Below are 23,080 nucleotides of genomic sequence, written 5' to 3'. Positions count from 1 at the left end.
AAGAGGGAGGGAGGCCGACGGGCGCAAGCCGGTCCGCCGCTTCGATGCTGAAGATGATCTGCCTGACCGCTGCCCTCGGGGCGGCGATGATGTCGACCGCTGCGGCGGCCGACCTGACCTTCGATGGCCGCACGGCGCGTGCCGATGCGACTGCCGATGGCGGATTCCGCCTGTCCAGCGGGCAGGCTGCGGTGGCCATCGGTGCCCAGCCGATGCGCAGCCAGACCGGCAGCGTGATGTTCGATGCGCTGCTCGCGCTGGCGCAGCAGGAGCTTGCGGCCGACCGCGTCGAGGCGATCCGCGACCCTGCCTTCAACCAGGGCAACCCGGTGCCCTGCGCCTGCTTCCAGACCGGTGAGCGCTGGCCCTATGTATGGACGCGCGATGTGAGCTTCGCCGCCGATCTGGCGCTGTCGCGGCTGGACCCGGTCCGTACCCGGCAGTCGCTGCAGTTCAAACTCTCCGCTGCCCGCGACGGACATACCCCGGGCCTGTTCGTGGCCCAGGACACCGGCTCCGGCGGCAGCTGGCCGATCAGCAGCGACCGGGTGGTGTGGTTCCTGGCTGCGCGCGGCCTGCTCGACAGCACCCCGTTCGCCAGCCAGACCTGGGAGGCGCTGCAGGCCACGCTGGCGCAGGACCGCGCGATGGTGTTCGATGCGCGCGTCGGGCTGTATCGCGGCGAGACCTCGTTCCTGGACTGGCGCGAACAGACCTACCCGGACTGGACCCGTGAGGACGTCCGTTTCATCGGCGATTCCTTCGCGTTGTCCACCAACGTGCTGCACTACCAGGCGCTGCGCCTGGCCGAGAAAATGGCGCGCGAGGTGGGCGACGAACGCGCCGTTGCCTACGCCGGCTGGGCCGACGCACTGGCGCGGCAGATCGACGCACGCTTCTGGCGCGAAGACGCCGGCATGTACATGAGCTACATCGGTGAGGCCGCGCACCCGGTGCCCTACGCCAAGTACGACCTGCTGGGCATTTCGCTGGGCGTGCTGGCCGATGTGTTTCCGGCCGACCGTGCGCGCCGCGCGCTGGCCAGCTACCCGGCGGTGGAGGGCGGCAGCCCGGTGGTCTGGCCGCAGGAAGCGCAGCAGCCGATTTACCACAACCGCGCCGTGTGGCCGTTCGTCAGCGCCTATTCGCTGCGCGCCGCACGCCGCGTCGACGATGCCGCGCGCATCCGGCTGGAGATCGAGTCGCTGATGCGCGGCAGCGCGCTGGCCGGGTCGAACATGGAAAACTACGAGATGCGGCGCCTGGCCGTGCATGTGGACGAGGGCGCGCTGAGTGGCCCGGTGGTCAACTCGCCCCGCCAGTTGTGGTCGGTGGCCGGCTACCTGTCGATGGTGCTGGAAGGCGTGTTCGGCGTGGAGGCCGATGGCACGGTGGCGCCCAAGCTGCCCGTTGCGCTGGTACCGCAGTTGTTCGGCACGCGCAGCAGCATCGAACTGGACGACGGCACCACCCGCTACATCCTCAAGCGCCCGCGCACGCTGGACGGCGCGTTGCTGGTCGCGAAGAAGATCGTACGCAAGGGCAACACCGTGACCGTACAGCTCGAACCGCTCGCTCCCTCGACGACGGCAGCGGCACCCGGTGGTGACACCCCCCGTGCGTCCGCGTTCCGCCCGGACCAGGCAAACCCCAACGCCTTCGCCCCGGCCACGCCCGCCGCCCCGCGCCCGCAGAAGCGCGGCAAGACGTGGACCGTCGTGGTCCCCGCCAACCACCAGCTCTGGCAGGACGGCATGCCCGTGGCCACCACCCCGCATACCTTCACCGACGACGGCCGCCAGCACTGCCTCAGCCTCACCCGCCGCGACGGTGCGCTGGAATCGCTGCACAGCCCGACCACCTGCGTGGGTCCGCAGCAGCGCCTGGCCGGTGCGACCGCGTGGACCTGGACCGCCCCCACGCCGACCCGCGTGCGGGTGCGTCTGCGCTACGACAACCCCAACGGCCCGATCAACACCGGCGTCACCGCGGCGGTGAAGCAGCTGCAGGTGCAGTGCGCCGGGCAGCCGGAGCAGCGCGCCACGCTGACGATGCCGCACAGCGTCGGACCGCAGGATTCCACCGCAGCCGAGTTCGACCTGCCCAAGGGACGGTGCCGCTTCAGCCTGGCGCCGGGCTTCAACATGAGCGCGCTGGAACACTTCGCCCAGTACAACGGCGGCAAGGGCGGGCGCGATGGCGTGCTCAACGCGGCCACGGTCAGCGCACTGATGATCGCGCCGATTGCCGGCGACGCGGAGGTCGCGCGATGAGCCGCACCGCCAAGCCAACGCTGTCGTTCTGGCAGATCTGGAACATGTGCTTCGGCTTCCTCGGCATCCAGTTCGGCTTCGCGCTGCAGAATGCCAATGCCAGCCGCATCTTCGAAACGCTGGGCGCGCCGATGGATGCCGTGCCCGGGCTGTGGATCGCCGCGCCGCTGACCGGCCTGCTGGTGCAGCCGATCATCGGCTATCTGTCCGACCGCACCTGGACGCGCTGGGGCCGCCGCCGCCCGTACTTCATGATCGGCGCGGTGTTCACCACGCTGGCGCTACTGGTGATGCCCAACTCGCCCACGTTGTGGATCGCGGCCGGCACGTTGTGGGTGCTGGACGCGTCCATCAACATCTCGATGGAGCCGTTCCGCGCCTTCGTCGGCGACAAACTCTCGCCGCGGCAGCGTCCCACCGGCTATGCGATGCAGAGCTTCTTCATCGGTGTTGGCGCCATCATCGCCAGCTTCCTGCCGTTCATCCTGGCGCACTTCGGCGTGGCCAACACGGCGGCCGCCGGCGAGGTCCCGCCGACGGTACGCTATGCGTTCTACTTCGGCGCAGCGGTGCTGCTGGCGTCCATCGCGTGGACGGTGTTCAGCACCCGCGAGTACTCGCCGCAGGAACTGGCCGGGTTCACCGATGCGGAGCCGCCGGCCGCGCAGCAGAGCGCGCCGCTGACCGGCCCACCGGCGGCGGGCCAGATCGGCGCGTGGCTCGCGCTCGGCGTGGCACTGGCTGCGGCCATCGCATGGCGCGACGGCGACAAGATGCTCTACGTGCTGGCCGGGTTGTGCGTGGCCTACGGCCTGCTGCTGGGCGTGGCCCGGGTGGTGCCCGGGCCCCACATGCTGGCCGTCATCGTCGACGACCTGCGCAGCATGCCGCGCACCATGCGTCGGCTGGCGTGGGTGCAGTTCTTCTCGTGGTTCGCGCTGTTCGCCATGTGGATCTACACCACCGCCGCCGTGGCCGGCACCCACTTCGGGTCCAGTGATGCACGCACGGCCGCCTACAACGAAGGCGCCAACTGGGTGGGCGTGCTGTTCGGCGCCTACAACGGCTTTGCGGCACTGGCCGCACTGTTGATTCCGCTGATGGTGCGCTGGATGGGCCTGCGCTGGAGCCACCTGGTCAACCTGTGGCTGGGCGGGCTGGGGCTGATCTCGCTGATGCTGATCGACGATCCGCGCTGGCTGCTGCTGTCGATGGTCGGCGTCGGCTTCGCCTGGGCCTCGATCCTGTCGCTGCCGTATGCACTGCTGTCCGACAGCGTGCCGGCCGCCAAGATGGGCATCTACATGGGCCTGTTCAATTTCTTCATCGTCATTCCCCAGCTGGTCGCGGCCGCCGCGCTCGGTTTCACCCTGCGCGTCTGGCTCGGCGGTGAGCCGATGCACGTGCTGGTGCTGGGCGGGGTGAGTCTGTTCATTGCCGGGCTGTGCGTGCTGCGGGTGCCGGCCCACCAGGAGGCTGTCTGATGCGTGCGTATTCCCCCTTGTCGCTGGGCCTGTCGCTGGCGCTGCTGAGCAGCCCCGCATGGGCGGGCAACCGCCCGGACTACGTGGGCACGCTGGAGCCGTTTGCCAGCGATGCGGTGTACTTCGTGGTCACCGACCGTTTCGTCAACGGCGACCCGTCCAACGACCACCGCGACCAGGGCGGCGCGCACCGCACCTTCGACATTCCCGTGCCGTGCCCGGACAAGGTCGACGGCAACATCGGCTACCTGGGCGGCGACTTCAAGGGCGTGCTCGACAACGCGGCCTACATCCGCAACCTGGGCTTCGGCGCGGTGTGGATCACCCCCATCGTCGACAACCCGGACGAAGCCTTCACCGGCAGCAAGCCGATCAGCTGCACCAGCACGCTTACCGATCGTGGCAAGACCGGCTACCACGGCTACTGGGGCGTCAACTTCTACAGGCTCGACGAGCATCTGCCCAGCCCGGACCTGGACTTCGCCGGGCTCACCCGCGGCCTGCACGCTGCCGAGCTGAAGGTGGTGCTGGACATCGTCGGCAACCACGGTTCGCCTGCCTGGACCATGCCGGTGAAGCAGCCGCAGTTCGGCCAGATTTTCGACAAGGACGGCAGACTGATCGCCGACCACCAGAATCTGCCGCCGCAGCAGCTCGATCCGGCGCACAACCCGCTGCACGCGTTCTACAACAGCATCGGCCCGGTCGACAGCAAGGATGGCTCGATCTTCGACGGCAACCTGGCCGAACTGGGCGACTTCAACCAGCACAACCCGGCCGTGATGGACTACCTGGTGGGCGCCTACCTGCAGTGGGCCGCGCAAGGCGTGGACGCGCTGCGCATCGACACCATCGGCTGGCTGCCGCACCCGTGGTGGCATGAGTTCGTCAACCGCATCCGCGCCGAACACCCGGGCATGTTCATGTTCGGCGAGGCCTTCGACTACGACGCCGGCAAGATCGCCGAGCACACCTGGCCTGCCAACGCCAACGTCAGCGTGCTGGACTTCCCGCTGCGCGGGGCGCTGTCGTCGGTGTTCGGCAAGGAGCAGAAGGGCTTCCAGGCATTGGCCGAGCCGCTGCATCTGCTCGGCGGCCCGTATGCGAATCCGTACGCGCTGATGAGCTTCTACGACAACCACGACATGGCGCGGCTGGATGCCACCGACAACGGCTTCATCGACGCGCACAACTGGCTGTTCACCGCGCGCGGCATCCCGGTGCTGTACTACGGCTCGGAAACCGGCTTCATGCGCAGCCGCGCCGAGCACGCCGGCAACCGCGCGTACTTCGGCCAGGCACGGGTGGACGCCGCGCCGCAGAGCCCGATCTTCGCGCCACTGCAGCGCATCGCCCGCCTGCGCCAGGCGACCCCGGCGCTGCAGCGTGGCCTGCAGGTCAACGAGCGCCTGCAGGGCGACGAAGCGGTGTTCTACCGCGTGCTGCAGCATGGCGATGTCACCCAGACCGCGCTGGTGCTGCTCAACAAGGGCGATGCCGCGCGCAGCATCGAGGTCCGCCGCTACCTGCAGCCTGGCACCTGGCGCGACGCGCTGGGCGAGGAGAGCGTCGAGGTGGGTGGGGCGCTGAAGGTCGAGGTGCCCGCGCATGGCGTGAGGGTGTTCGTGCTCGATGCGCCGGTCGCCCAGAAGGCACTGCAGACCGAGCTGCAGCGGGCGGTCGACGACCAGCAGGCCAGAACCCGCCGGCTGGCCCGGTAAGCCGCGCGGCGCCCGCAGGTACAATGGGCGCCCCCGCACCGCCCGCCCCGCCATGACCGACCTTCCTCCACAGACGCCGATCGAAACCCTGCTCAAGTCCGCGATGGACGGGCAGCTCCCGATCGGGCTGTTCATGAAGGCCTTCGTGGCCGCCGAGGTGGTGCTGCAGACCGGCAGCCTGGTCACCCCCGACGGCAGCGGCTTCGACCCGCTGCTGTTCGACAAGCAGGGCGTCCTGCACGTGGCGGTGTTCACCGACCTGTCGCGCGTAGGGTTCCACAGCCAGCAGGCACCGCACACGATCCGCATGCTGATGATCGAGGTACTGCGCCGCGTGCCCGGCGGCTACGGCGTAGTCGTCAACCCGGGCACCCCGCTGGGCTTCGAACTGTCGCCGCAGGGCATCGGTGACCGGCACTACGGGATGTCGGCTGACCCACCGGTAGAGCCGACCGTTGGTCGGCTGCCGTTCGTTCCGTTCGCGGCGTGCGTGGCCCGCCGGTAGAGCCGACCGTTGGTCGGCTGCCGTTCGTTCCGTTCGCGGCGTGCGTGGCCCACCGGTAGAGCCGACCGTTGGTCGGCTGCCCTTCGTTCCGTTCGCGGCGTGCCGAATTGCCGGCCAGAGGCCGGCACTACGGGGTGACTTTGCGCCGGTTGTCGCTGCTGACGCGGTCGATCAGTTTGTTGTACGGGTCGAAGCCGGCTTCATCGGGCTTCTGGTCCACGGTGACGGTCAGGGTCGGCGTGGCCTCGGTGATGTGGTGGCGCTGCAGGTACAGCACCTTCTGGTCGCGTTCCTTGCCCGACGGCGCGTTGGCGAACACGCCGACCTCGATCCAGTCGTCCATCTTCCCGGCCGTCTCCTTGCCCGTACCGTCTGCGTACCGCTTCTCGGCATGCAGGGCCAGGGTGACGTCGTAGCGCCCATCCGCACGCTTGCGCGTGGTGGCCGACAGCAACCGGTTGTCGTAGAAGCTGATCTTCTCGAACAGGTCGGTCACCAGCTGCTGGCGGTCGGCCGGGGTTTCTGCACGGATGTAGCCCAGCAGTTCGCGCGAGGTGGTGTACGGCGGCTGCTGGAAGCCCTTGTCCTGCAGGAAGCGCTTGAGCGCGCGGTTCAAGGCCTCCTCGCCGATCTCCTCGCGCAGGCGGTAGAACACCAGCGAGCCCTTCTGGTAGTGGATGTACTGCTGGTTCTCCACCCGCTCCAGCGGCAGCTCCTCGATGCGCTCGCCGCCGCGACCGGACAGGTAACGGTCCAGCTCGGTCTTCAGGAACTGGCGCATGTGCTGGCGACCGTACTCCTTCTCCATCACCATCAATGCCGAGTACTGCGACAGCGACTCGGACAGCACCGTGGCGCCCTGCACGTTGGCCCCGATCACCTGGTGCGCCCACCATTGGTGTGCAACCTCATGGGCGGTCACGTAGAACACATAGTCCACATCGTCCGGGTCGCGCAGGTCGGCAATGAAGCCGATCGACTCGGAGTAGGGGATGGTGTTGGCGAAGGACTGCGCGAAGCTCTGGTAACCCGGGAACTCGATGATGCGCACCTGGCGGTGCTGGTATGGGGTGAAGTTGGCCTCGTAGTAGGCCATCGACTTCTGCACCGCCTCGATCATGCGGTCCACGTTGTAGGCATGGCGCGGGTCGTAGTAGACCTCGATCGGGATGTCCTTGTAGCGGCCCCGCTTGACCTCCCAGCGCGCCGACAGGTACGCGTAGAAGTTGAGCATCGGCCGGTCCATCGCGTAGCGGAAGCAGCGCCGCCCATTCACCGTGGTCTCCTCCTGCAGGTAGCCCGGCGCCAGCGCGATCTGGTCCGGTGCGGTGCAGATGGTGGTGCGGAACTGCAGCCAGTCGGCGTCGTCGGTGATGTAGGTGTTGGCGCGCGCGGCCTCGTCTTCGAGCTTGGGCATGCGGGTCGGTTCGCCCAGCCCGCGCTTGCGGCGCTCGTTGCGGTCGGTAAGCTGCACGCCTTCGTTGTAGCCGAACTGCGGCAGCATCTGGCTGTTGAAGAAGCTGCCGTTCTCCACCACGTTCGTCGGCGCCTGCCCGGCGGTGATGCCCTTGGGGCGCTGCTCCACGCGGAAGCGGAAGCGGCGCTCCTCGCCCGGCTGCAGGGGCGTGTTCAGACGGTAGATGCGGTAGCCCAGGTCCACATCGTGGAAGCCCAGGGTCTGCCCGCCGAGATCGACCGCGACCAGCTGGCGGTCATCGCTCATGCCCACATGCACATCGGCGATCGGGGTGGCGTGGGTATTGCGCACCGTCCAGTCCGCATCGATGGTCACCGTCTGCGTTTCCGGATGCAGGTCGACCCGGTTGTCCACCGCGATGATGCGCGGCTGCGGCAGGTTGCGGTACTTGGACAGCTCGCGCTCGTAGCGCACCTGCAGATCGCGTTCCTGGTCCGGGGACATGAACGGGTTGCGGATGTTGGTGCTCCAGTACAGCCAGCCGCCAACCGTCACGAAGGCGAGCAGGGCCACGGCCGCTCCTGCACCGGCGGGACCGCGCAGACGGCGGCCGGCCAGGGCCAGGCGCTGGCGCAGGCCCATGCCGACGCCACGCACCCAGAAGGCCGAGGCCAGGCACAGCAGTGCCATCAGCAGCAGCGCCCAGTACCCCTGGAAGGCCAGTTGCCCGGCCAGGAAGTGACCGAAGCCGTTCATGTCCGAATACGGCGCATTCGGCCAGCCGCCGAAGTTGTACAGGTTCTGGGTGTAGTCCAGCAGGCCCAGCGCGATCTGGCCGATCATCACCACGATCAGCAGCGCATAGCCGAGGAACTTGTTGTTGGTCAGCACCTGCAGCACCAGCGCCATGCCGCCCATCAGCACGTAGAACACCGAGTCCAGCGCCAGGGTCTGCAGGTACAGCAGCGGCTCCAGCCGCGTATAGCCCTGCGACAGCTGGATCAGCATCGACACCACCGCACCGATCGCCTGGAAGCAGACGATCACGGCCACCAGCACGGTGAACTTGGCCAGCAGCGGCACCCAGTTGGGCACCGGCATGGCATCGTTGACCTCGTTGAGCCGCGCGCCGCGCTCCTTCCACACCAGCTCACCGGCGTAGAACAGCACGATGATCACCAGCAGCCAGCTGTAGGCGCCCTGCAGCGAACCGAGCATCTCGGCGGTGACCGGGTAGATCGGCGTGCCATACAGCGACTGCTGGGACATCGCGCTGGGGATGAAGTTGGCCATGCCCAGCACCAGCAGCACCAGGAACGGCACGCTGCGCAGCACGCCGGCAGTATCGAAACGCACCTGGCGCAGGAACTGGCGCCAGCCGGTGGCCGCGCCGAAGGTCGGGTGGATGCGCGGCACCACCACATCGGCGGGGCGCACGCCTGATGCAACCGGCGGCGCCGCCTTGCGGCCCCAGCGACGGCGACCGCTGCCGCTGCGCTCGGTGCGGAACAGGGCGAAGGTCGCGGCGAACATCGCCAGTGCGGCGGCCAGCCACACGGCGCGGTTGGCCAGCAGATAGCCCGCCAGTTCCGGCAGCTGGGTGTTGCGCTGTTCGGCGGCCCAGTAGCGGATCGTACGCGACAGCGCACGCATGCCCAGCGGCTCGGACAGGGTGGCGACCCAGGTGTTGTCGATGTCGCGCAGCAGCGAGGCGCTCACCCCGTACAGCACGAAGTAGCCGATCAGGCCGATGTACACCCACAGGATCGAGCGGGTCAGTGCGGCCAGCAGCGACAGCAGCGCGGTGGTGAAGATCAGGTTGGGAATGACGACGACGGCGAAGGTCCACGCGTAGGCACGCAGCGAGACCGCGCCCATCCGCTCCGGGTCCACCCAGGGCATGAAGGGCGCCAGGAACATGCCCAGCGCGATGACCAGGTAGAACACCAGCCCGGCGAACAGTGCCGCCAGGATGCGGCCGGTGAGGTAGTCGCGGCGTTTGATCGGGCTGGCGAAGATCAGTTCGGCGGTGCCCAGTTCGAAATCGCGCAGCAGTGCGTTGCTCACGAACAGGGTGGACACCAGCATGCCCAGCATGGTGAACCCGCCCATGAAGGTGGCGATCACCGTCGGGGCGTTGCTGTGGACATTGCCGATGCCCCCGCCGATCTGCACCGCATCGGAGGACGCCGCGGCGAAGGCCAGCGCCGCAAACAGCGCCGCGAGCAGCCACAGCAGGGGGGAACGGAGCTGCTCGCGCAGCTCGAAGCGGAAGAAGGCAGTGATCATGGGCGCGCTCCGGTCAGGCGGCCCGCGACTGCAGGCGCAGTCGCTGGAAATACACATCCTCGAGATCGGGCGCGACCGGCTGGAACCCATCGCCCGGGTCGCTGGCACTGTGCACGTGGATCACCGGCCGGCCTCCGACCAGGCGCGTGGACAGCACCACATGGTTGGCCTCGTAACCGGCCAGCGCGGACGGATCGACCTGCTTGCGCCACACCTGGTGCTGCAGGGCATCGATCGCATCGCTGGGCTTGCCGGTCAGCAGCACCTGGCCCTTGTTCATGATCGCCATCGTCGGGCACAGGTCGGTCACGTCCTCCACGATGTGGGTGGACAGGATCACCGCCACGTTTTCGCCGATGGCCGCCAGCAGGTTGAGGAAGCGGTTGCGCTCTTCCGGGTCCAGGCCGGCGGTGGGCTCATCGACGATCACCAGGCGCGGATCGCCGAGCAGCGCCTGGGCAATGCCGAAGCGCTGGCGCATGCCGCCGGAGTAGGTGCCCAGCTTGCGCTTGCGCGCATCCCACAGGTTCACCTGCTGCAGCAGCCCGTCCACCACCTCGCGGCGCTGGCCCTTGTGGGTGATGCCCTTGAGCACGGCGAAATGCTCCAGCAGGTCCAGCGCGCTGACCTTGGGGTACACCCCGAAATCCTGCGGCAGATAGCCCAGCCGGCGGCGCACGGCATCCTTGTCGCGCAGCACGTCGATGGGCGCCTCGCCGGGAATCTCCAGCGTCACGCTGCCGCTGTCGGCTTCCTGCAGGGTGGACAGGGTGCGCATCAGCGAGGACTTGCCGGCGCCGTTGGGCCCGAGCAGCCCGAACATGCCACGGGGAATATCCAGGGTGACCGCATTGAGCGCGTGCACGCCATTGGCGTAGGTCTTGGACAGCGAGCGGATCTGCAGCATTGGGGCGGACACCTTTCCCTGTGTTGAAGATCGACTTATCCGGGGAAACGGGCGGCGCTGCATCCGCCGTAAGTCATGGGCGCCGCCGCGCCCCGGCTCACCCGCGCCGCGAGGACTCCCGCAGCACCTGCTTCACCGCGATGGTCTGGCCGTCCACCGCCTCGCCGTTGATCAGTGCCAGCAGCTTCTCCACCAGCAGCTGGCCGGCCTGCTTGGTGTCCTGCTGCACGGTGGTGAGCGTGGGCGAGACCGACGCGGCCAGCGGGATGTCGTCGAACCCGGCCAGGGCCACGTCCTGCGGCACACGCAGGCCGTGTTCGCGCAGGGCGCGCATCGCCCCGATGGCGATCAGGTCGCTGGCCGCGAACACCCCGTCCAGCGCTTCGCCGCGTGCCAGCAGTGCCTGGCACGCATCGAAGCCGTCCTGCTCGGTGGTGATCGCGTCGTGCTGCAGCGCCGGCTCGGCCGCCACCCCGCGCGCGGCCATCGCCGCCACGTGGCCGCGGTAGCGTTCCTCGAATTCCGGGTAGTGGCTGGAGGCATGGCCGATGAAGGCGATGCGCCGGCAGCCCTGGTCGAGCAGGTGGGTGGTGATGTCGAAGCCGCCCTGGAAGTTGTCGCTGCCGATCGACACCCCGGGCTGGTCGGGCAGGGCAGCGCCCCAGCGCACGAAGTGGGTGCCTTGTTCGACCAGCCGCTGCAGGCGCTCGCGCGACTCGTGGTAATCGCCGTAGCCGAGCAGGATGATCCCGTCGGCCTTGTTGCTGTCTTCGTAATCGGCCTGCCAATCGGTGGACAGCTGCTGGAACGACACCAGCAGGTCGTAGCCGCGCAGCGCGCAGGCGCGGGTGATCGAGCCGAGCATGGCGTGGAAGAACGGGTTGATCAGCGAGTCGTCGTTGGTGGGGTCCTCGAAGAACAGCAGCGCCAGCGTGCCGGCGTTGCGCAGGCGCAGGCTGGAGGCGTTCTTGTCGACCTTGTAGTTCAGCTCCCGGGCGATGCGCAGGATCCGCTCGCGGGTTTCCGGGTTGACCATCGGGCTGCCGCGCAGGGCGCGCGACACGGTTGGCTGCGACACCCCGGCCAGGTGGGCGATGTCCAGGGAAGTGGCTTTGCCTCGGATGGTCATTGCGGGGTACGGCGGGAACGACGACCTGCATGATGCCATGTGCGACCGGCCGTGGCCTGCCCGGTCAGCGCGCCCGCCCCGGGCAGACGGCCCGGCAGGGCAGGCCGGCGGCAGCGCCTGCCTGAACCGCCGTGGCCCTTGTCGCACAAGCCATTGGGAGGTTTCTGGCCGCTTCCCACCGGAACTCCGACAGGGTCGGGCATGGCGGCGATGGTAAGATGGGGCATTCTGTCACCCCCCAATTTTCCCTTGGGCGGCCCCGCGCATCCGCACCCCGTCCGGGGCTGTGGTATGACTGCGGTCTGCCCTCGGACAACGGAAGAGCAACCCTATGGCGCGCGGCATCAACAAAGTCATCCTGGTCGGCAACCTCGGCAACGACCCGGACGTGAAGTACACCCAAGGCGGCATGGCGATCACCCGCATCAGCCTGGCCACCACCAGCGTCCGCAAGGACAAGGATGGCAACCAGCAGGAGCGTACCGAATGGCACCGCGTGGTGTTCTTCGGCAAGCTCGGCGAAATCGCCGGTGAATACCTGCGCAAGGGCAGCTCGGTCTACGTCGAAGGCAGCCTGCGTTACGACAAGTACACCGGCCAGGATGGCGTGGAGAAGTACTCCACCGACATCATCGCCGATGAAATGCAGATGCTGGGCGGCCGCGGTGAAGGCGGCGGCGGTGGTGGCAACTATGCCGGCGGCGGCGAGCGTCCGCAGCGCCAGCAGGCCCCGCGCCAGGAATACGGCGGTGGCGGCGGTGGTGGTGGTGGCGGCGGTCAGCGCGGCGGCGGTGGTTACGGCCAGCAGCAGCGCCCGCAGCAGCAGCCGCAGCAGTCGGCACCGCCGATGGACGACTTTGCGGATGACGATATTCCGTTCTGAGTCCTGCTGACCAAGTTGATGGTTGTTGATAGAGACCCTCATCCTTCTGGATGGGGGTCTTTTCGTTGTATCCGGGTCAACCACGAGCGATGCGTCCGCCCCATGCCGGCAGAGCCGGTTCCCGCGCGTCACCTAAAGTAAGTCCGGCTGCGGCCGATCTTCCCTTCGGCCGGAACGGAGACCGGCCGGGATCACCCCTTCAGCTGCGGATGCTTCGGCCGCGCGCGGACGGGTGGAACCCGATGATCAGATCCTTCGAAAGTAACGGGAAGCGGATTGCGCTTACGGCCGAGGCGGAGGATGGGCGGCCGTTGCCCAACATCTTCGCTGCCGATGCGATGACGCTCATCGTCGGTCAGAACGGTTCCGGCAAGACAACGCTGCTGGGCGAGCTGGCGACCCACATCGCCTCGGGCGACAGCTCCTATGTGCGCGCAGAGCATCGGCTCGATTCATATGACGTCGTTGCATTCAATCCATCGAAGGTGGGGGCCATCCAACACCCGCGCAGCACCAGGATCACCTCGCTCATCGGTGACGTCGCTACGCAGATCCATTTTACCGACACAGCGCTGACGGACATGCTGGCCAAGGTATTCGACGTCGAGCTCGTTCCGCAGTTGCGGATCACCGCCAAGGCGCGCGGCCCTGGCGTAAGCGGTATCAGCCTGATCCGCTCGGCGTTGAACGAACTTTTATTCTCTGGATTCTCTGAGTCTCAGGAGATTTACGAGCTGCATAGAAAGCTCGTTGAAGTCTCAACGGCGTTGATGGAAGAGCGGGCTGGAGCGTCCAGCACAACGCATTCGATTGACCTTGGGCCATTGGAGGAGCGGGCCAGACGGCTCGATGTCGCGTTGAACAAGGAGCTGGAGGCGCACGTCAGGGCACGCTTTCGCGGCGAGACCGACCTCCATCTGCGGGCTTTGGCTGCCACTTGTAAAGGCACCGAGCTTACGGCCCACTTCGCAGGCGACCTGTTGCCGCACTTCGGCTTTCCAACAGACGGCCGGGTCACATCCAACTTCCCAACGTGGGAGTTTCAGCGAAATCTGAACATCCTGAGGGATCTCGCATCAGCGCTTAGATCTCCGCAGCTCGATAAACGTGTCTACGCGCTTTCCCCCACGGTGATGGACCAGATTCGGAGGACGCCGCTGGAGGGCATCGCTGCGATCGAGTTCAAAGGGCTCAGTACAGGGATGTCCGCGCTGCTGGGCCAGGTCTCACTCATCCACGGTGCGGTAAGTGCGGTACAGGACCGAGGTCGGAGCCACCTGCTGCTGCTCATCGACGAAGGCGATACGCACCTTCATTTCGAATGGCAGCGCCGCTACGTGCACTTCATCAACGAGTACGTGAAGCACATCAGACCCCGCTTCAACTCCATCCAGGTGGTGCTGAGCACCCACTCGGCCATCCTGATGTCGGATTTCCCGCGATGGAACATCCGCCGGCTGGCGACGATGCAGCGTCCCGACGGTAAACGCAGTCATGGGGTGGACCACTCGCCCGTGAGCACCTTCGGCGCGTCGCTGGAGAGCATCGTCCGGGTCACAGGGGGGGCGGGAACGATTGGGTCTTTTGCGTCCGAGTTCATACGCGACCTGCTCGGAAGAGTGCGCGACGGCAGGCCGATCCCGGCCGAGCTGGTCGACCTGGTCGATGACCCCATGCTTCGACACTATCTGGCCACGCGCACTGCGCTTCATCGGGAGCCGGCGGATGCTGATCGCCATTTCTGACGTCTGGCGGAAAGCGGAAGCCGACCATCTGAAGTACGTCGTGGCGCGCACCGACGCGTGGATGGCGAATAACGGAAAGGGGGCCGCTGCCATGCTGCGGGCCTTCATCCTGAAGCACCGCAAGGCCATCGCCATCGGCAGGCCCACGCAGCTTCGTCGCGTTGCCCGCCTGGTGGAAGGTCGGTTGGGGGTGCGATGCGCCGCTGATCGGCAACTGCTCCAGCAGGTGATTGCCGCTAAAGACGTCGGCGCGGATCGACAGTACGACCCGGCACGGCAGCACTGGTGCGACGTCATGAAAGAGTGCGAACGTGCCTTCAGCTACCGCCACTTCACGACCAAGCACACGATCAAACACACGACAAATCAAGCGACGAATCAAGCGACGAATCAAGCGACGAATCAAGCGACGAATCAAGCGACGGCTTGGGACGCGTACGCCCTGTGCCGGGAAGCGACCTGCCGCATCTGCCCGTACTGCCAGCAGGCCTATGCGTTCACCTTGCATGTGGACGAGGAGAAGGTGTTCCGACCCACGCTGGATCACTACTACGCCAAGTCGATCTATCCCTACCTGGCTGTGTCGCTCTACAACCTGGTGCCGAGCTGCTACACCTGCAACAGTGCGTTGAAGCGGGATCTGGACTTTCTGGACGACGCACACCTTCATCCGTTCGAGGATCGCGAAGACATCCAGTTCACCGTGGACCCCTTCAGCCTCATGGATCACAAGGACAATTGCACGGAGGAGCTGACCGCCATCGCGACGCCAGGCCACGGAAGTGCGCGCGCTGAGGCGTCCTGCAACACGTTCAGGCTCAGCGACCGCTATGCCCTGAATGGATACGAGTTGGCGATGCTCGTGAACGCCCTGCACCAGTGGACGCCGACCGCTATTGCGGACACGGCATCCGGCCAAGGCTGTACGGCGCAGCAGTTCGAGACACTGCTGTTCCAGTTCGATCCGGCCAACTATGCCAACGAAATGCTGGGCCGGATGAAGAAGGATGTCATCGAACTGTTTCGTCGGGAGAGCGCGAAGATGGCCGCAGCGGGCGCGGCGCCCGTCCCCCCAGGACCATAGGCCGGGCTGAGCGTGCCGCTCACCCCGGGTCCACGTCCTCGAACGCCGCTTCCGGCACCACCGCGTGGATATCGGTACCCACCGCAGCGAGCAGCTCCTGGCGGTGCACCGGGTCCCACAGGTCGAACACCTGCTCTTCCCAGTTGACCCCCGGTATCGTGGGCGCGTGCGCGACGATCATGCCGTCTTCGGCGTACAGGGCATGGTCGTCGGTCACCACCGCGCGGGCGCGCAGCGTGCCCAGCACTTCGAACAGGGTGTCATTGCAGGAACCGTAGACGAAGCCCTCGGCCACGCAGTCGCCGCCAACAATGAACCATGCTTCCGAGCCCACGTGTCGGCAGTGCAGGTCGCCGAGCACCGCCACATTGCCGGTGTCGCGCAGGACGCCGTTGACGGTGAGGTTGCCGGTGACCAGCAGCAGCGAGGGCGGTTGCAGGTCGCCGTCGACGATCAGGTTGCCGTGGTGGACGATGGCGTCGGTGTCGCCCTGGTGCAGCGTGCCGATGGCCGCAGCCTCCAGGCGCAGGTCGCGGGGCGGCAGGTGCGCGCGCAGGATGTGGCCGAACGCATACAGCGTGCTGGCGAAGCTGTCCTGCAGGAAGGCGATGAGCGCGTCGATGTCGGCCGCGTCGCGTCCGGCCTTGGCCAGGCCGCCCAGTTGGGGGTCCGGGCAGCAGGGAAACTCCGGGACGCCGGTGGCGTCCCATCCCGCAGTGGGAATCGCGCGGAGGTCGATCTGCATGGTGGGTCCGTGGTGGGCGGCAGTGCGTTCCTGCGCGGGGCGTCGATGATAGCGTGGCGCCCTTGCTCTGCTACTTTGCGCGATTACATCGGCGACCCCACCGGCACGTCGCGGCGCGCATCCTGCGTGGTTTTGACCGTGCGCCACCACGGGGTGAACGACTGCGGCGCATCCAGGTCCATGCGTTCGCCCATGCCCGGTGTGGCCAGCGGAATCGCGCGCTGCGCGGCCAGCGTGCTGACCCGCTCGAACGGCTCGTCCCATTGGTGCAGCGCCAGGTCGAAGGTGCCGTTGTGGATCGGCAGCAGCCAGCGCCCGCGCAGGTCCTGGTGGGCCTGTACGGTCTGCTCGGGCTGCATGTGCACGAACGGCCACTTGGCATCGTAGGCGCCGGTTTCGATGAAGGTGACATCGAACGGACCGTAGCGTTCGCCGATGCGCTTGAAGCCGTCGAAGTAGCCGGTGTCGCCGCTGAAGAACACGCGCAGGTTCTCGTCCAGGATCACCCAGGACGCCCACAGCGTGCGGTTGGCATCGCGCAGCCCGCGCCCGGAGAAGTGCTGCGCCGGGGTGGCGACAAAGCGCACGCCGTCGACGTCGATCTGCTCCCACCAGTCGAGCTGGTGCACGCGTTCGCGCGGAACACCCCAGGCGATCAGGCGGTCGCCGACGCCGAGCGGGGTCAGGAACACTTCTGCGCGGGTGGCCAGGTGCTTGATGGTGGCGCGGTCGAGGTGGTCGTAGTGGTCATGCGAGAGCACCACGCCACGGATCGGCGGCAGGTCCTCCAACGCGATCGGCGGCGCATGGAAGCGCTTGGGCCCCATCCACTGCACCGGCGAGGCGCGCTTGGAGAACACCGGGTCGGTCAGCCACCAGCCACCGCGCAGCTTGATCAGCAGGGTCGAATGGCCGAGCCGGTACAGGCTGTGGTCCGGGGCGGCAGCCAGTTCCTGCGCGCTTACCGCGCGCACCGGGGGCGCCTGCGGGGGCGTGGTGCCGGCGGGGCGGTCGAACAGGAATTCCCACAGCAGTTTGAGCGTGCCGCCCACGGTTTCCTTGGGTTTGGGGGCGGTATTGGTGAACTGGCCGGCGATCATCTGCGGCGAGCGGTCATGGGCGGCGATAGGCACGTGCAGGGTCCAGAAGAGGAGGGAGGAGGTAGCGAGTACAACGGCGAGGACGGGCAGGAGGCGCATGCGGGTCTCGGTTGGTGAGTGTGTAGGCACTCATTTAAAGGATGGAAAAACAGGTCATCGCTGGATGCCTTTCCAGAACAGGTCGAACGCGGCCTGCTGCAGGGCCTGGCGCTGCTCGGGCTGGGCGGCCATCGCCTCCAGCGTGGTTTCCAGCAGGCTGATCAGCACCCGGCCGAGGTAGAACGGCAGGCGCTCGGCGTCGATGTGCCGCGCCAGGTTGGTCTCCAGCGCCTGCAGCATGCCGCCGAACAGGCCTTCGCAGTGGGCCCGCGTCGGCGCGCTGATGCGCTCGGAGACCTTGAGTTGCCGCAACGCCATGCGGTCCACCGGATGCGCGGCGCCCCAGGCGACCAGCGCGTTCCAGACATGCTGGAGCTGGTCGTGGGCGTCGGAATCGGCAGGGAAGTCGTCGCCGATGGCGGCCGCCAGACGCATCTCCAGCCGCACGAACAGCGCGTTGAGCAGCGCGTCCTTGGTCTCGAAATAGGTGAACACCGTGCCTTCGGCGACCTTGGCGGCACGCGCGATCTGCGCGGTGGACGCGCCCACGCCCTGCGCCGCCACCAGCGCGCCGGCGGCGGCCAGGATGGCGTCTCGTTTCGCTTCGCTGAGGGGACGGGCCATGAGGATCAGTAAGTGAGTGCTTGCTCATTTAACGACCTCCCGCCGCCACGCGCAAGCGGGCGCCATCGCCCGCTGCGGAGCCGTTCATACTGACCGGTGCCCCGTAAGGAATGCTCGCTGGATGGACACCGGTTCGATCATCACCCTGCTCACGCCCCGGCTGCGCCTGCGCGCGCAGACCTTGGACGATTTCCCGGCCTATGCGGCCTTTCTCGCCTCGCCACGGTCGGGCGGGGTGGGTGGGCCCTACGACGAACGCGGCGCCTGGGGCCTGTTCTGCCACGACCTGGCCAACTGGCACTTCTTCGGCCACGGCGCGTTGATGATCGAGCACCGCGACAGCGGCGCCTGCATCGGCCAGGTCGGCATCAACCACGGCCCGCTGTTCCCGGAGAAGGAACTGGGCTGGCTGCTGTATGCCGGGCAGGAGGGCCAGGGCTACGCCACCGAAGCCGCCACGGCGCTGCGGGACTGGGCGTTCGCGACGTTGGGGCTGGACACCCTGGTCAGCTACATGAGCCCCCGCAATGCAGCCTCCGCCCGGGTCGCGCAGCGCATGGGTGCCGTGCGCGATGATGCCGCGCCCCGTGCGGACCCTACGGATCTGGTCTACCGCCACCAGCGCTGAACGCGTGCATTGTCATTGCCTCCCGCCAGGTCTATAAGGCGGGTTGGACGCTTCCGCGGGAGACCAGCCATGCCGGCCAAATCACCTGTGACCCCCGCAGCAGACGCACCGCGCCTGCTGTCCGGTGGCAATCCGCAGATCGCCAAGGGCGACGGCGATGCCCCGGTGCAGGCGTACATCGCGGCCATGCCGGGGTGGAAGCGTGCGGTAGGCGCGCGGCTGGATGCGCTGATCGTGGCGGCCGTTCCCGGCGTGCACAAGGCGGTGAAGTGGAACTCGCCGCTGTATGGCCAGCCCGGTGACGGCTGGTTCCTCAGCCTGCATTGCTTCACCGGCTACATCAAGGTGGCGTTCTTCCGGGGCCTGTCGCTGCAGCCGGTGCCCCCGGTGGCGTCGCGCAGCCAGGACACGCGCTACCTGCACATCGAGGAACACGTGCCACTGGATGAAGCGCAGTTCACGCGCTGGGTGCAGCAGGCCAGCGGCCTGCCCGGCGAGCGCATGTAACACCGTCGTTGTTCTCTTGCCCCGTTGACGATTGCCAGGAGCCGACCATGACCCCGCGTACCGCGCCCGCCACGCCTGCCGCCGACCCCGGCCCCTCCGCTGCCCAGCAGATCGACGCGAAGATCGCCGCTCTCGACGACTGGCGCGGGGAGGTGCTGGCCCGCATCCGCACGATCATCCACGCGGCCGATCCGCAGGTCGTGGAAACCGTGAAGTGGCGGGGGGTGCCGGTGTGGGAGCACGACGGCATTCTGTGCACCGGTGAGACCTACAAGGCCGCCGTGAAGATGACCTTCGCCAAGGGCGCGGCGTTGCCGGACCCGGCCGGCCTGTTCAACGCCAGCCTGGACGGCAACACCCGCCGCGCCATCGATGTACACGAGGGCGACAAACTCAATGCGACGGCACTGAAGGCACTGATCCGCGCGGCGGTGGCGTTGAACGCGTCGAAGACGCGCGCGCCCGCGAAGAAGGCCGCCAGGAAGGTCTGACCCGCGGCGAGGGCTGCGCATCAAGCGGCGTACTGGAGCTGGCCGGAAGGATCGGCCACCATGTCGGGCTGCACGCGCGTCGCCGATGGCGGCGCGACGTCTCTCCCCCACGGTTTTCCAGGAATTGCCTGTGCTGAGTTTGGTTGCGTTGGTGCTGTCGTTGTATGTGGTCTGGCGGTTGGTGTGGCCCTTGCGTATCCCACTCTGGGCACGCGGTGTGTTGGCGCTGCTGGTGGTGGCGATGGGGCTGCACCATCGCATCGTGGCAACGTTCGCCGGCACGATGGCATCCCCGGAGATTCCAGGCCCGCTCATTGTCGTGCTGGCCACCGGCTTCATCGCGCTGCTGCTGGGCGCGTTGGCGCTGCTGGCGCTCGACGGCCTGCTGCTCGGCGCCCGGCTGCTGCGGCGTCCGCAGGCGGTGGCCGCGCTGCGCCGCCCCTGGCTGCGTCCGGTGGCCGGCGCGGTGGCGCTGCTGCTGTCGGCCTATGGCATCCAGCAGGGCATTGCAGTGCCGAAGACGCGTCAGATCGAGGTCGCCATCGCCGGCCTGCCGGCGCAGTTCGACGGCTATCGCGTGCTGCAGTTGACCGACATTCATGCCAGCCGCCTGCTTACCGGCGACTGGGTGGCCGAGGTGGTGGCGCGCAGCAACGCACTGGCGCCGGACCTGGTGGTGATCACCGGCGATCTGGTCGATGGCACCGTGGCGGCGCGCGCCGATGACATCCGCCCGCTCGGCCAGCTGCATGCCCCCGATGGCGTGATTGCCATTACCGGCAACCATGAGTACTACGCCGACCATGCCGCCTGGATGCACGCCTTCCGCGGCATGGGCATGCAGGTGCTAGAGAACAGCAACACGCAGCTCCGGCGCGGCGGGGCGACGCTGACGGTGGCCGGTGTCACCGATCCGGTGGCCACCCGCTACGACCTGCCGATGCCCGATCTCGATGCAGCGCTGGCCGGCGCCGATCCGGCCGCGCCGGTGATCCTGCTCGATCACCGTCCGCGCGAAGCACGCGCCCATGCCGCCCGTGGCGTGGCGCTGCAGTTGTCCGGGCATACACACGGTGGCCACATCGTGGGCATGGACCAGCTGGTCAAGCGCGCCAACGGTGGCTTCGTGTCCGGCCGCTACGCGGTCGACGGCATGACGCTGTATGTCAGCAACGGTGCCGGCCTGTGGGCGGGCTTCGCGGCCCGCATCGGCGTGCCGTCGGAGATCACGCTGATCACGCTGCGCAGCGCCCGGCAGCCGTAGACCGGCGCTGCGGGCACGCACGCTATAGTCCCATCCGGCGGCGAGGTGCCGCGTGGCGGAGGTCCACTGCATGTTGAGTCAGGTTGCCATCGGGCTGGCGGTGTTCAATCTGGTCGTGTCGCTCTACGCATGGCGCCGGCTGAAAGGGGCGACGCGCCGCCGCGTGGGCATGGTGGGCATCGTCTGGTTGCTGCCGGTGTTCGGTGCGCTGCTGGCCATCATGATCACCTTCATGGACCGCACGCCAGGCCAGCCCTCGCGCAGCAGTGGCAGCCCCACGCAGGACCCGCCGGATGGTGCCTATCCCTATTCCTACACCAGCAGTGATGGCGGTGGCAGCGGATGGAGTGGGGGCTGTGACAGCGGCGGTGGCGGCGATGGTGGGGGTGGCTGCGACGGCGGCGGCGGGGGCGACTGAGCCGCTAGGCCGACTGCGGCACCGCGCCGTTGCGTGTGGCCGCGGTCAACTCCGGTGCCAGCGCATGCGCGACCGCCATGCGCAGCAGGGTGGGGCCGACGTAGCGGCGGTGCACGCGGTCGATCAGCAGCATGTAGATACGGCCGAACCGGTTCAGGGTACGCACCCGTGTGCCGAGCGAGATCCGCGCGCTGCCGTCTTCCAGGTACTGCACGCTCACGCAGGAACGGAACTGCAGATGGCGGTCATCGGCACCGAGCATGACCTCGGCGCGGCGGTCGTCGGCCGCCACGTCCTGGGCCAGCACCGGGAAGCGGCCGGCAAACAGTTCGCGGCGGTCGTCCGAGAGCAGTGAGGACACCGGGCAACCGAGCGGCGAGGTGCGCAACCGCAACGGCGCCACCAGCACGTTGCGCAGGGCCATCAGGCGGCCTACCGACGCCGGGGGATTGCGCACGAATCCGTCGAGCACCGCCTCCAGCAGGCGGCGTGCGGAGGGCGTACCGAACGCGCGCGGGGGCAGGGTGAGGAACGCATGATCCTGATGGTGGCAGCCGTCCGGGAATGCCTGCTGCAGCAGGGAGTCCGGCGGCGGCGCCGGATGGCGCGTCACCACCATCGGAGCGGCCGGGCGGCTGACGTAACCGCGCACCGTGCGCAGCCGCTGCAGCCGCGCACGCAGCCTGCCGACCGCATCGCGGGTGACCGCGCACAACCGCGCCAGCCACGTGCGCGACGGATGCTGCAGCGACAGCGTCACACGCGGCACGCTGTCCATATCGAGTTCGTCGAGCCGGCGCAGCAGCGTCGGCGGCAGCGTGTCGGTGAGGGTCGGAAGGTCGGCGCTGCCGTCGGCCACGCGCGCGCGCTGCGCGTCGGAAAGGGCGCCGGTGCGATCGTCGGGGTGGCAGGACAGAGCGAACAGTGCCGGGTGCCGCGTTCTCCGGCTGACGAACTGGTGCCAGGTGGCGCTGCCGAAGCGCACGGTGAACAGGCAGTCCGGCGGAATGTCCACGCAGCGCAATGCCTGCACGAACGCCGCCGGGTCGTGGTCCAGCTGCGCGTCCGATGCGGTCGAGAAGCGCAGCTGCGCGCCGCCGCTGCCGGAGATCGCGGTGAACATGCGTGGCCCGGCGTGGCGGTGGAAGGGGTGACCCTGCGGGCCCACCGCGAAGGCGTACAGCGACGACGCATCGCCGTGTGCCAGGTGCATGCCGCCAAGACGGGTGGACGGCTCGTCGAGCGCGTCGACGAAGTGCGGATGCGCTGCCTGCCGCGCGCCCGCGTCGCGCACCGCCTGGTCGCCGGCGCCGATGCCGAGCTGGGTGATCAAGGTGACTTCGACGGGGCTGCCATCCCCGAAGGAGGGCAGGTGGATGCTGGGAAACGAACGACTGCGAAGGGTCACGTCCAGCATGCCGGTCTCCTTATCCGGTGGTGGTGGTCTTGCGCCGTGCGCGGGCGCGGCTCTCCCGCTGCAGCGGGCCGCCGACGGGGCACACTTCGGCGGCCCAGGCGAACAGGGTGTTGGTCAGGCGGTCGGGCACCTGGCGGAAATACACGAACTGGCCGCGCTTCTCGCGCTCGATCAGCCCGGCGTCTTCCAGGATGCGCAGGTGGCTGGACAGGGCCGGCTTGCTGAAATCGAAGCGCTCGCCCAGTTCGCCTGCGCTCAGTTCGCCGCCATTGAGGTAGGCCAGGATCTGCCGGCGGGCGGTGGAGGCGAGGGCTTCGAAGACGCGGTCCATGATGGGTAGTTAACTAATT

19 protein-coding genes and 1 pseudogene are annotated in these 23,080 nt (G+C 67.8%); 12 read left to right on the top strand and 8 right to left on the bottom strand.

Features of this window, described 5'->3' with window-relative positions:
• Positions 1-44 precede the first annotated feature (44 nt).
• The 4 genes and pseudogenes from ACO6VK_RS09815 to ACO6VK_RS09800 form a co-directional block, all read left to right on the top strand.
• Positions 45-2,273 (top strand): Six-hairpin glycosidase-like protein, encoded by a 2,229-nt coding sequence (locus tag ACO6VK_RS09815; RefSeq protein ID WP_422506681.1) that lies wholly within the window; start codon positions 45-47, stop codon positions 2,271-2,273.
• Positions 2,270-3,757 (top strand): MFS transporter, encoded by a 1,488-nt coding sequence (locus ACO6VK_RS09810; protein WP_422506680.1) that lies wholly within the window; start codon positions 2,270-2,272, stop codon positions 3,755-3,757. Before ACO6VK_RS09815 ends, ACO6VK_RS09810 begins: the two co-directional genes overlap by 4 nt.
• Positions 3,757-5,478 (top strand): alpha-amylase family glycosyl hydrolase, encoded by a 1,722-nt coding sequence (locus ACO6VK_RS09805; protein ID WP_422506679.1) that lies wholly within the window; start codon positions 3,757-3,759, stop codon positions 5,476-5,478. The genes ACO6VK_RS09810 and ACO6VK_RS09805 overlap by 1 nt, the downstream gene beginning before the upstream one ends.
• A gap of 52 nt (positions 5,479-5,530) precedes the next feature.
• Positions 5,531-5,890, top strand: a pseudogene (locus ACO6VK_RS09800) (SseB family protein); the annotation flags it as partial.
• A 220-nt stretch (positions 5,891-6,110) separates the two neighbouring features.
• Here the strand turns inward: ACO6VK_RS09800 and ACO6VK_RS09795 are convergent.
• From ACO6VK_RS09795 to ACO6VK_RS09785, 3 genes are all read right to left on the bottom strand, one after another.
• A complete protein-coding gene (locus ACO6VK_RS09795) occupies positions 6,111-9,689 on the bottom strand; it encodes an ABC transporter permease/M1 family aminopeptidase (protein ID WP_422506678.1) in 3,579 nt (1,192 codons plus the stop codon).
• Between the two features lie 13 nt (positions 9,690-9,702).
• A complete protein-coding gene (locus ACO6VK_RS09790) occupies positions 9,703-10,596 on the bottom strand; it encodes an ABC transporter ATP-binding protein (protein WP_411850220.1) in 894 nt (297 codons plus the stop codon).
• Positions 10,597-10,693: 97 nt separating this feature from the next.
• Complete coding sequence (locus ACO6VK_RS09785) at positions 10,694-11,725, bottom strand: LacI family DNA-binding transcriptional regulator (protein WP_422506677.1); 1,032 nt, start codon at positions 11,723-11,725, stop codon at positions 10,694-10,696.
• 331 nt (positions 11,726-12,056) lie between these two features.
• Between ACO6VK_RS09785 and ACO6VK_RS09780 the strand changes: the two genes are divergently transcribed.
• From ACO6VK_RS09780 to ACO6VK_RS09770, 3 genes are all read left to right on the top strand, one after another.
• Complete coding sequence (locus ACO6VK_RS09780; RefSeq protein WP_422506676.1) at positions 12,057-12,608, top strand: single-stranded DNA-binding protein; 552 nt, start codon at positions 12,057-12,059, stop codon at positions 12,606-12,608.
• 242 nt (positions 12,609-12,850) lie between these two features.
• Positions 12,851-14,353 (top strand): AAA family ATPase, encoded by a 1,503-nt coding sequence (locus ACO6VK_RS09775; protein WP_422506675.1) that lies wholly within the window; start codon positions 12,851-12,853, stop codon positions 14,351-14,353.
• Positions 14,334-15,437 carry a hypothetical protein gene (locus tag ACO6VK_RS09770; protein ID WP_422506674.1) on the top strand — a complete coding sequence of 368 codons (1,104 nt, stop codon included), beginning with the start codon at positions 14,334-14,336 and terminating at the stop codon, positions 15,435-15,437. Before ACO6VK_RS09775 ends, ACO6VK_RS09770 begins: the two co-directional genes overlap by 20 nt.
• A gap of 19 nt (positions 15,438-15,456) precedes the next feature.
• Here the strand turns inward: ACO6VK_RS09770 and ACO6VK_RS09765 are convergent, their stop codons facing one another.
• From ACO6VK_RS09765 to ACO6VK_RS09755, 3 genes are all read right to left on the bottom strand, one after another.
• Positions 15,457-16,182: a hypothetical protein gene (locus tag ACO6VK_RS09765; protein WP_422506673.1), complete on the bottom strand. Its 726-nt coding sequence runs from the start codon at positions 16,180-16,182 to the stop codon at positions 15,457-15,459.
• Positions 16,183-16,265: 83 nt separating this feature from the next.
• Positions 16,266-17,381, bottom strand: coding sequence for an MBL fold metallo-hydrolase (locus ACO6VK_RS09760; RefSeq protein ID WP_422506672.1), 1,116 nt, complete (start codon positions 17,379-17,381; stop codon positions 16,266-16,268).
• Positions 17,382-17,435: 54 nt separating this feature from the next.
• Complete coding sequence (locus ACO6VK_RS09755; RefSeq protein WP_422506671.1) at positions 17,436-18,005, bottom strand: TetR/AcrR family transcriptional regulator; 570 nt, start codon at positions 18,003-18,005, stop codon at positions 17,436-17,438.
• A 121-nt stretch (positions 18,006-18,126) separates the two neighbouring features.
• Between ACO6VK_RS09755 and ACO6VK_RS09750 the strand changes: the two genes are divergently transcribed.
• The 5 genes from ACO6VK_RS09750 (at position 18,127) to ACO6VK_RS09730 (ending at position 21,313) form a co-directional block, all read left to right on the top strand.
• Positions 18,127-18,633, top strand: coding sequence for a GNAT family N-acetyltransferase (locus tag ACO6VK_RS09750; protein ID WP_422506670.1), 507 nt, complete (start codon positions 18,127-18,129; stop codon positions 18,631-18,633).
• 69 nt (positions 18,634-18,702) lie between these two features.
• Positions 18,703-19,140 carry a DUF1801 domain-containing protein gene (locus tag ACO6VK_RS09745; RefSeq protein WP_422506669.1) on the top strand — a complete coding sequence of 146 codons (438 nt, stop codon included), beginning with the start codon at positions 18,703-18,705 and terminating at the stop codon, positions 19,138-19,140.
• 47 nt (positions 19,141-19,187) lie between these two features.
• A complete protein-coding gene (locus ACO6VK_RS09740) occupies positions 19,188-19,631 on the top strand; it encodes a DUF1801 domain-containing protein (protein ID WP_422506668.1) in 444 nt (147 codons plus the stop codon).
• Positions 19,632-19,716: 85 nt separating this feature from the next.
• A complete protein-coding gene (locus ACO6VK_RS09735; protein ID WP_422506667.1) occupies positions 19,717-20,895 on the top strand; it encodes a metallophosphoesterase in 1,179 nt (392 codons plus the stop codon).
• A 70-nt stretch (positions 20,896-20,965) separates the two neighbouring features.
• Positions 20,966-21,313 (top strand): hypothetical protein, encoded by a 348-nt coding sequence (locus ACO6VK_RS09730; RefSeq protein WP_422506666.1) that lies wholly within the window; start codon positions 20,966-20,968, stop codon positions 21,311-21,313.
• Positions 21,314-21,317: 4 nt separating this feature from the next.
• Here the strand turns inward: ACO6VK_RS09730 and ACO6VK_RS09725 are convergent, their stop codons facing one another.
• The gene (locus ACO6VK_RS09725; protein ID WP_422506665.1) at positions 21,318-22,730 is read right to left on the bottom strand and encodes a DUF2867 domain-containing protein; all 1,413 of its coding nucleotides are present in this window, start codon (positions 22,728-22,730) and stop codon (positions 21,318-21,320) included.
• 10 nt (positions 22,731-22,740) lie between these two features.
• Positions 22,741-23,061 carry a metalloregulator ArsR/SmtB family transcription factor gene (locus ACO6VK_RS09720; protein ID WP_422506664.1) on the bottom strand — a complete coding sequence of 107 codons (321 nt, stop codon included), beginning with the start codon at positions 23,059-23,061 and terminating at the stop codon, positions 22,741-22,743.
• Positions 23,062-23,080: the final 19 nt, after the last annotated feature.

Source organism: Stenotrophomonas sp. GZD-301 (assembly GCF_049310345.1).
In the GTDB taxonomy this organism is placed as follows: domain Bacteria; phylum Pseudomonadota; class Gammaproteobacteria; order Xanthomonadales; family Xanthomonadaceae; genus Stenotrophomonas.
The sequence above is the reverse complement of the archived record's forward strand: the minus strand, read 5'-3'. Positions and strand labels throughout refer to the sequence as shown.

Bases quoted from the DNA above. Each gene is read 5' to 3' on its own strand.
- ACO6VK_RS09815 (WP_422506681.1), top strand. From the start codon at position 45: ATGCTGAAGATGATCTGCCTGACCGCTGCCCTCGGGGCGGCGATGATG.
- ACO6VK_RS09810 (WP_422506680.1), top strand. From the start codon at position 2,270: ATGAGCCGCACCGCCAAGCCAACGCTGTCGTTCTGGCAGATCTGGAAC.
- ACO6VK_RS09805 (WP_422506679.1), top strand. From the start codon at position 3,757: ATGCGTGCGTATTCCCCCTTGTCGCTGGGCCTGTCGCTGGCGCTGCTG.
- ACO6VK_RS09795 (WP_422506678.1), bottom strand. From the start codon at position 9,689: ATGATCACTGCCTTCTTCCGCTTCGAGCTGCGCGAGCAGCTCCGTTCC.
- ACO6VK_RS09790 (WP_411850220.1), bottom strand. From the start codon at position 10,596: ATGCTGCAGATCCGCTCGCTGTCCAAGACCTACGCCAATGGCGTGCAC.
- ACO6VK_RS09785 (WP_422506677.1), bottom strand. From the start codon at position 11,725: ATGACCATCCGAGGCAAAGCCACTTCCCTGGACATCGCCCACCTGGCC.
- ACO6VK_RS09780 (WP_422506676.1), top strand. From the start codon at position 12,057: ATGGCGCGCGGCATCAACAAAGTCATCCTGGTCGGCAACCTCGGCAAC.
- ACO6VK_RS09775 (WP_422506675.1), top strand. From the start codon at position 12,851: ATGATCAGATCCTTCGAAAGTAACGGGAAGCGGATTGCGCTTACGGCC.
- ACO6VK_RS09770 (WP_422506674.1), top strand. From the start codon at position 14,334: ATGCTGATCGCCATTTCTGACGTCTGGCGGAAAGCGGAAGCCGACCAT.
- ACO6VK_RS09765 (WP_422506673.1), bottom strand. From the start codon at position 16,182: ATGCAGATCGACCTCCGCGCGATTCCCACTGCGGGATGGGACGCCACC.
- ACO6VK_RS09760 (WP_422506672.1), bottom strand. From the start codon at position 17,381: ATGCGCCTCCTGCCCGTCCTCGCCGTTGTACTCGCTACCTCCTCCCTC.
- ACO6VK_RS09755 (WP_422506671.1), bottom strand. From the start codon at position 18,005: ATGGCCCGTCCCCTCAGCGAAGCGAAACGAGACGCCATCCTGGCCGCC.
- ACO6VK_RS09750 (WP_422506670.1), top strand. From the start codon at position 18,127: ATGGACACCGGTTCGATCATCACCCTGCTCACGCCCCGGCTGCGCCTG.
- ACO6VK_RS09745 (WP_422506669.1), top strand. From the start codon at position 18,703: ATGCCGGCCAAATCACCTGTGACCCCCGCAGCAGACGCACCGCGCCTG.
- ACO6VK_RS09740 (WP_422506668.1), top strand. From the start codon at position 19,188: ATGACCCCGCGTACCGCGCCCGCCACGCCTGCCGCCGACCCCGGCCCC.
- ACO6VK_RS09735 (WP_422506667.1), top strand. From the start codon at position 19,717: ATGGCGGCGCGACGTCTCTCCCCCACGGTTTTCCAGGAATTGCCTGTG.
- ACO6VK_RS09730 (WP_422506666.1), top strand. From the start codon at position 20,966: ATGTTGAGTCAGGTTGCCATCGGGCTGGCGGTGTTCAATCTGGTCGTG.
- ACO6VK_RS09725 (WP_422506665.1), bottom strand. From the start codon at position 22,730: ATGCTGGACGTGACCCTTCGCAGTCGTTCGTTTCCCAGCATCCACCTG.
- ACO6VK_RS09720 (WP_422506664.1), bottom strand. From the start codon at position 23,061: ATGGACCGCGTCTTCGAAGCCCTCGCCTCCACCGCCCGCCGGCAGATC.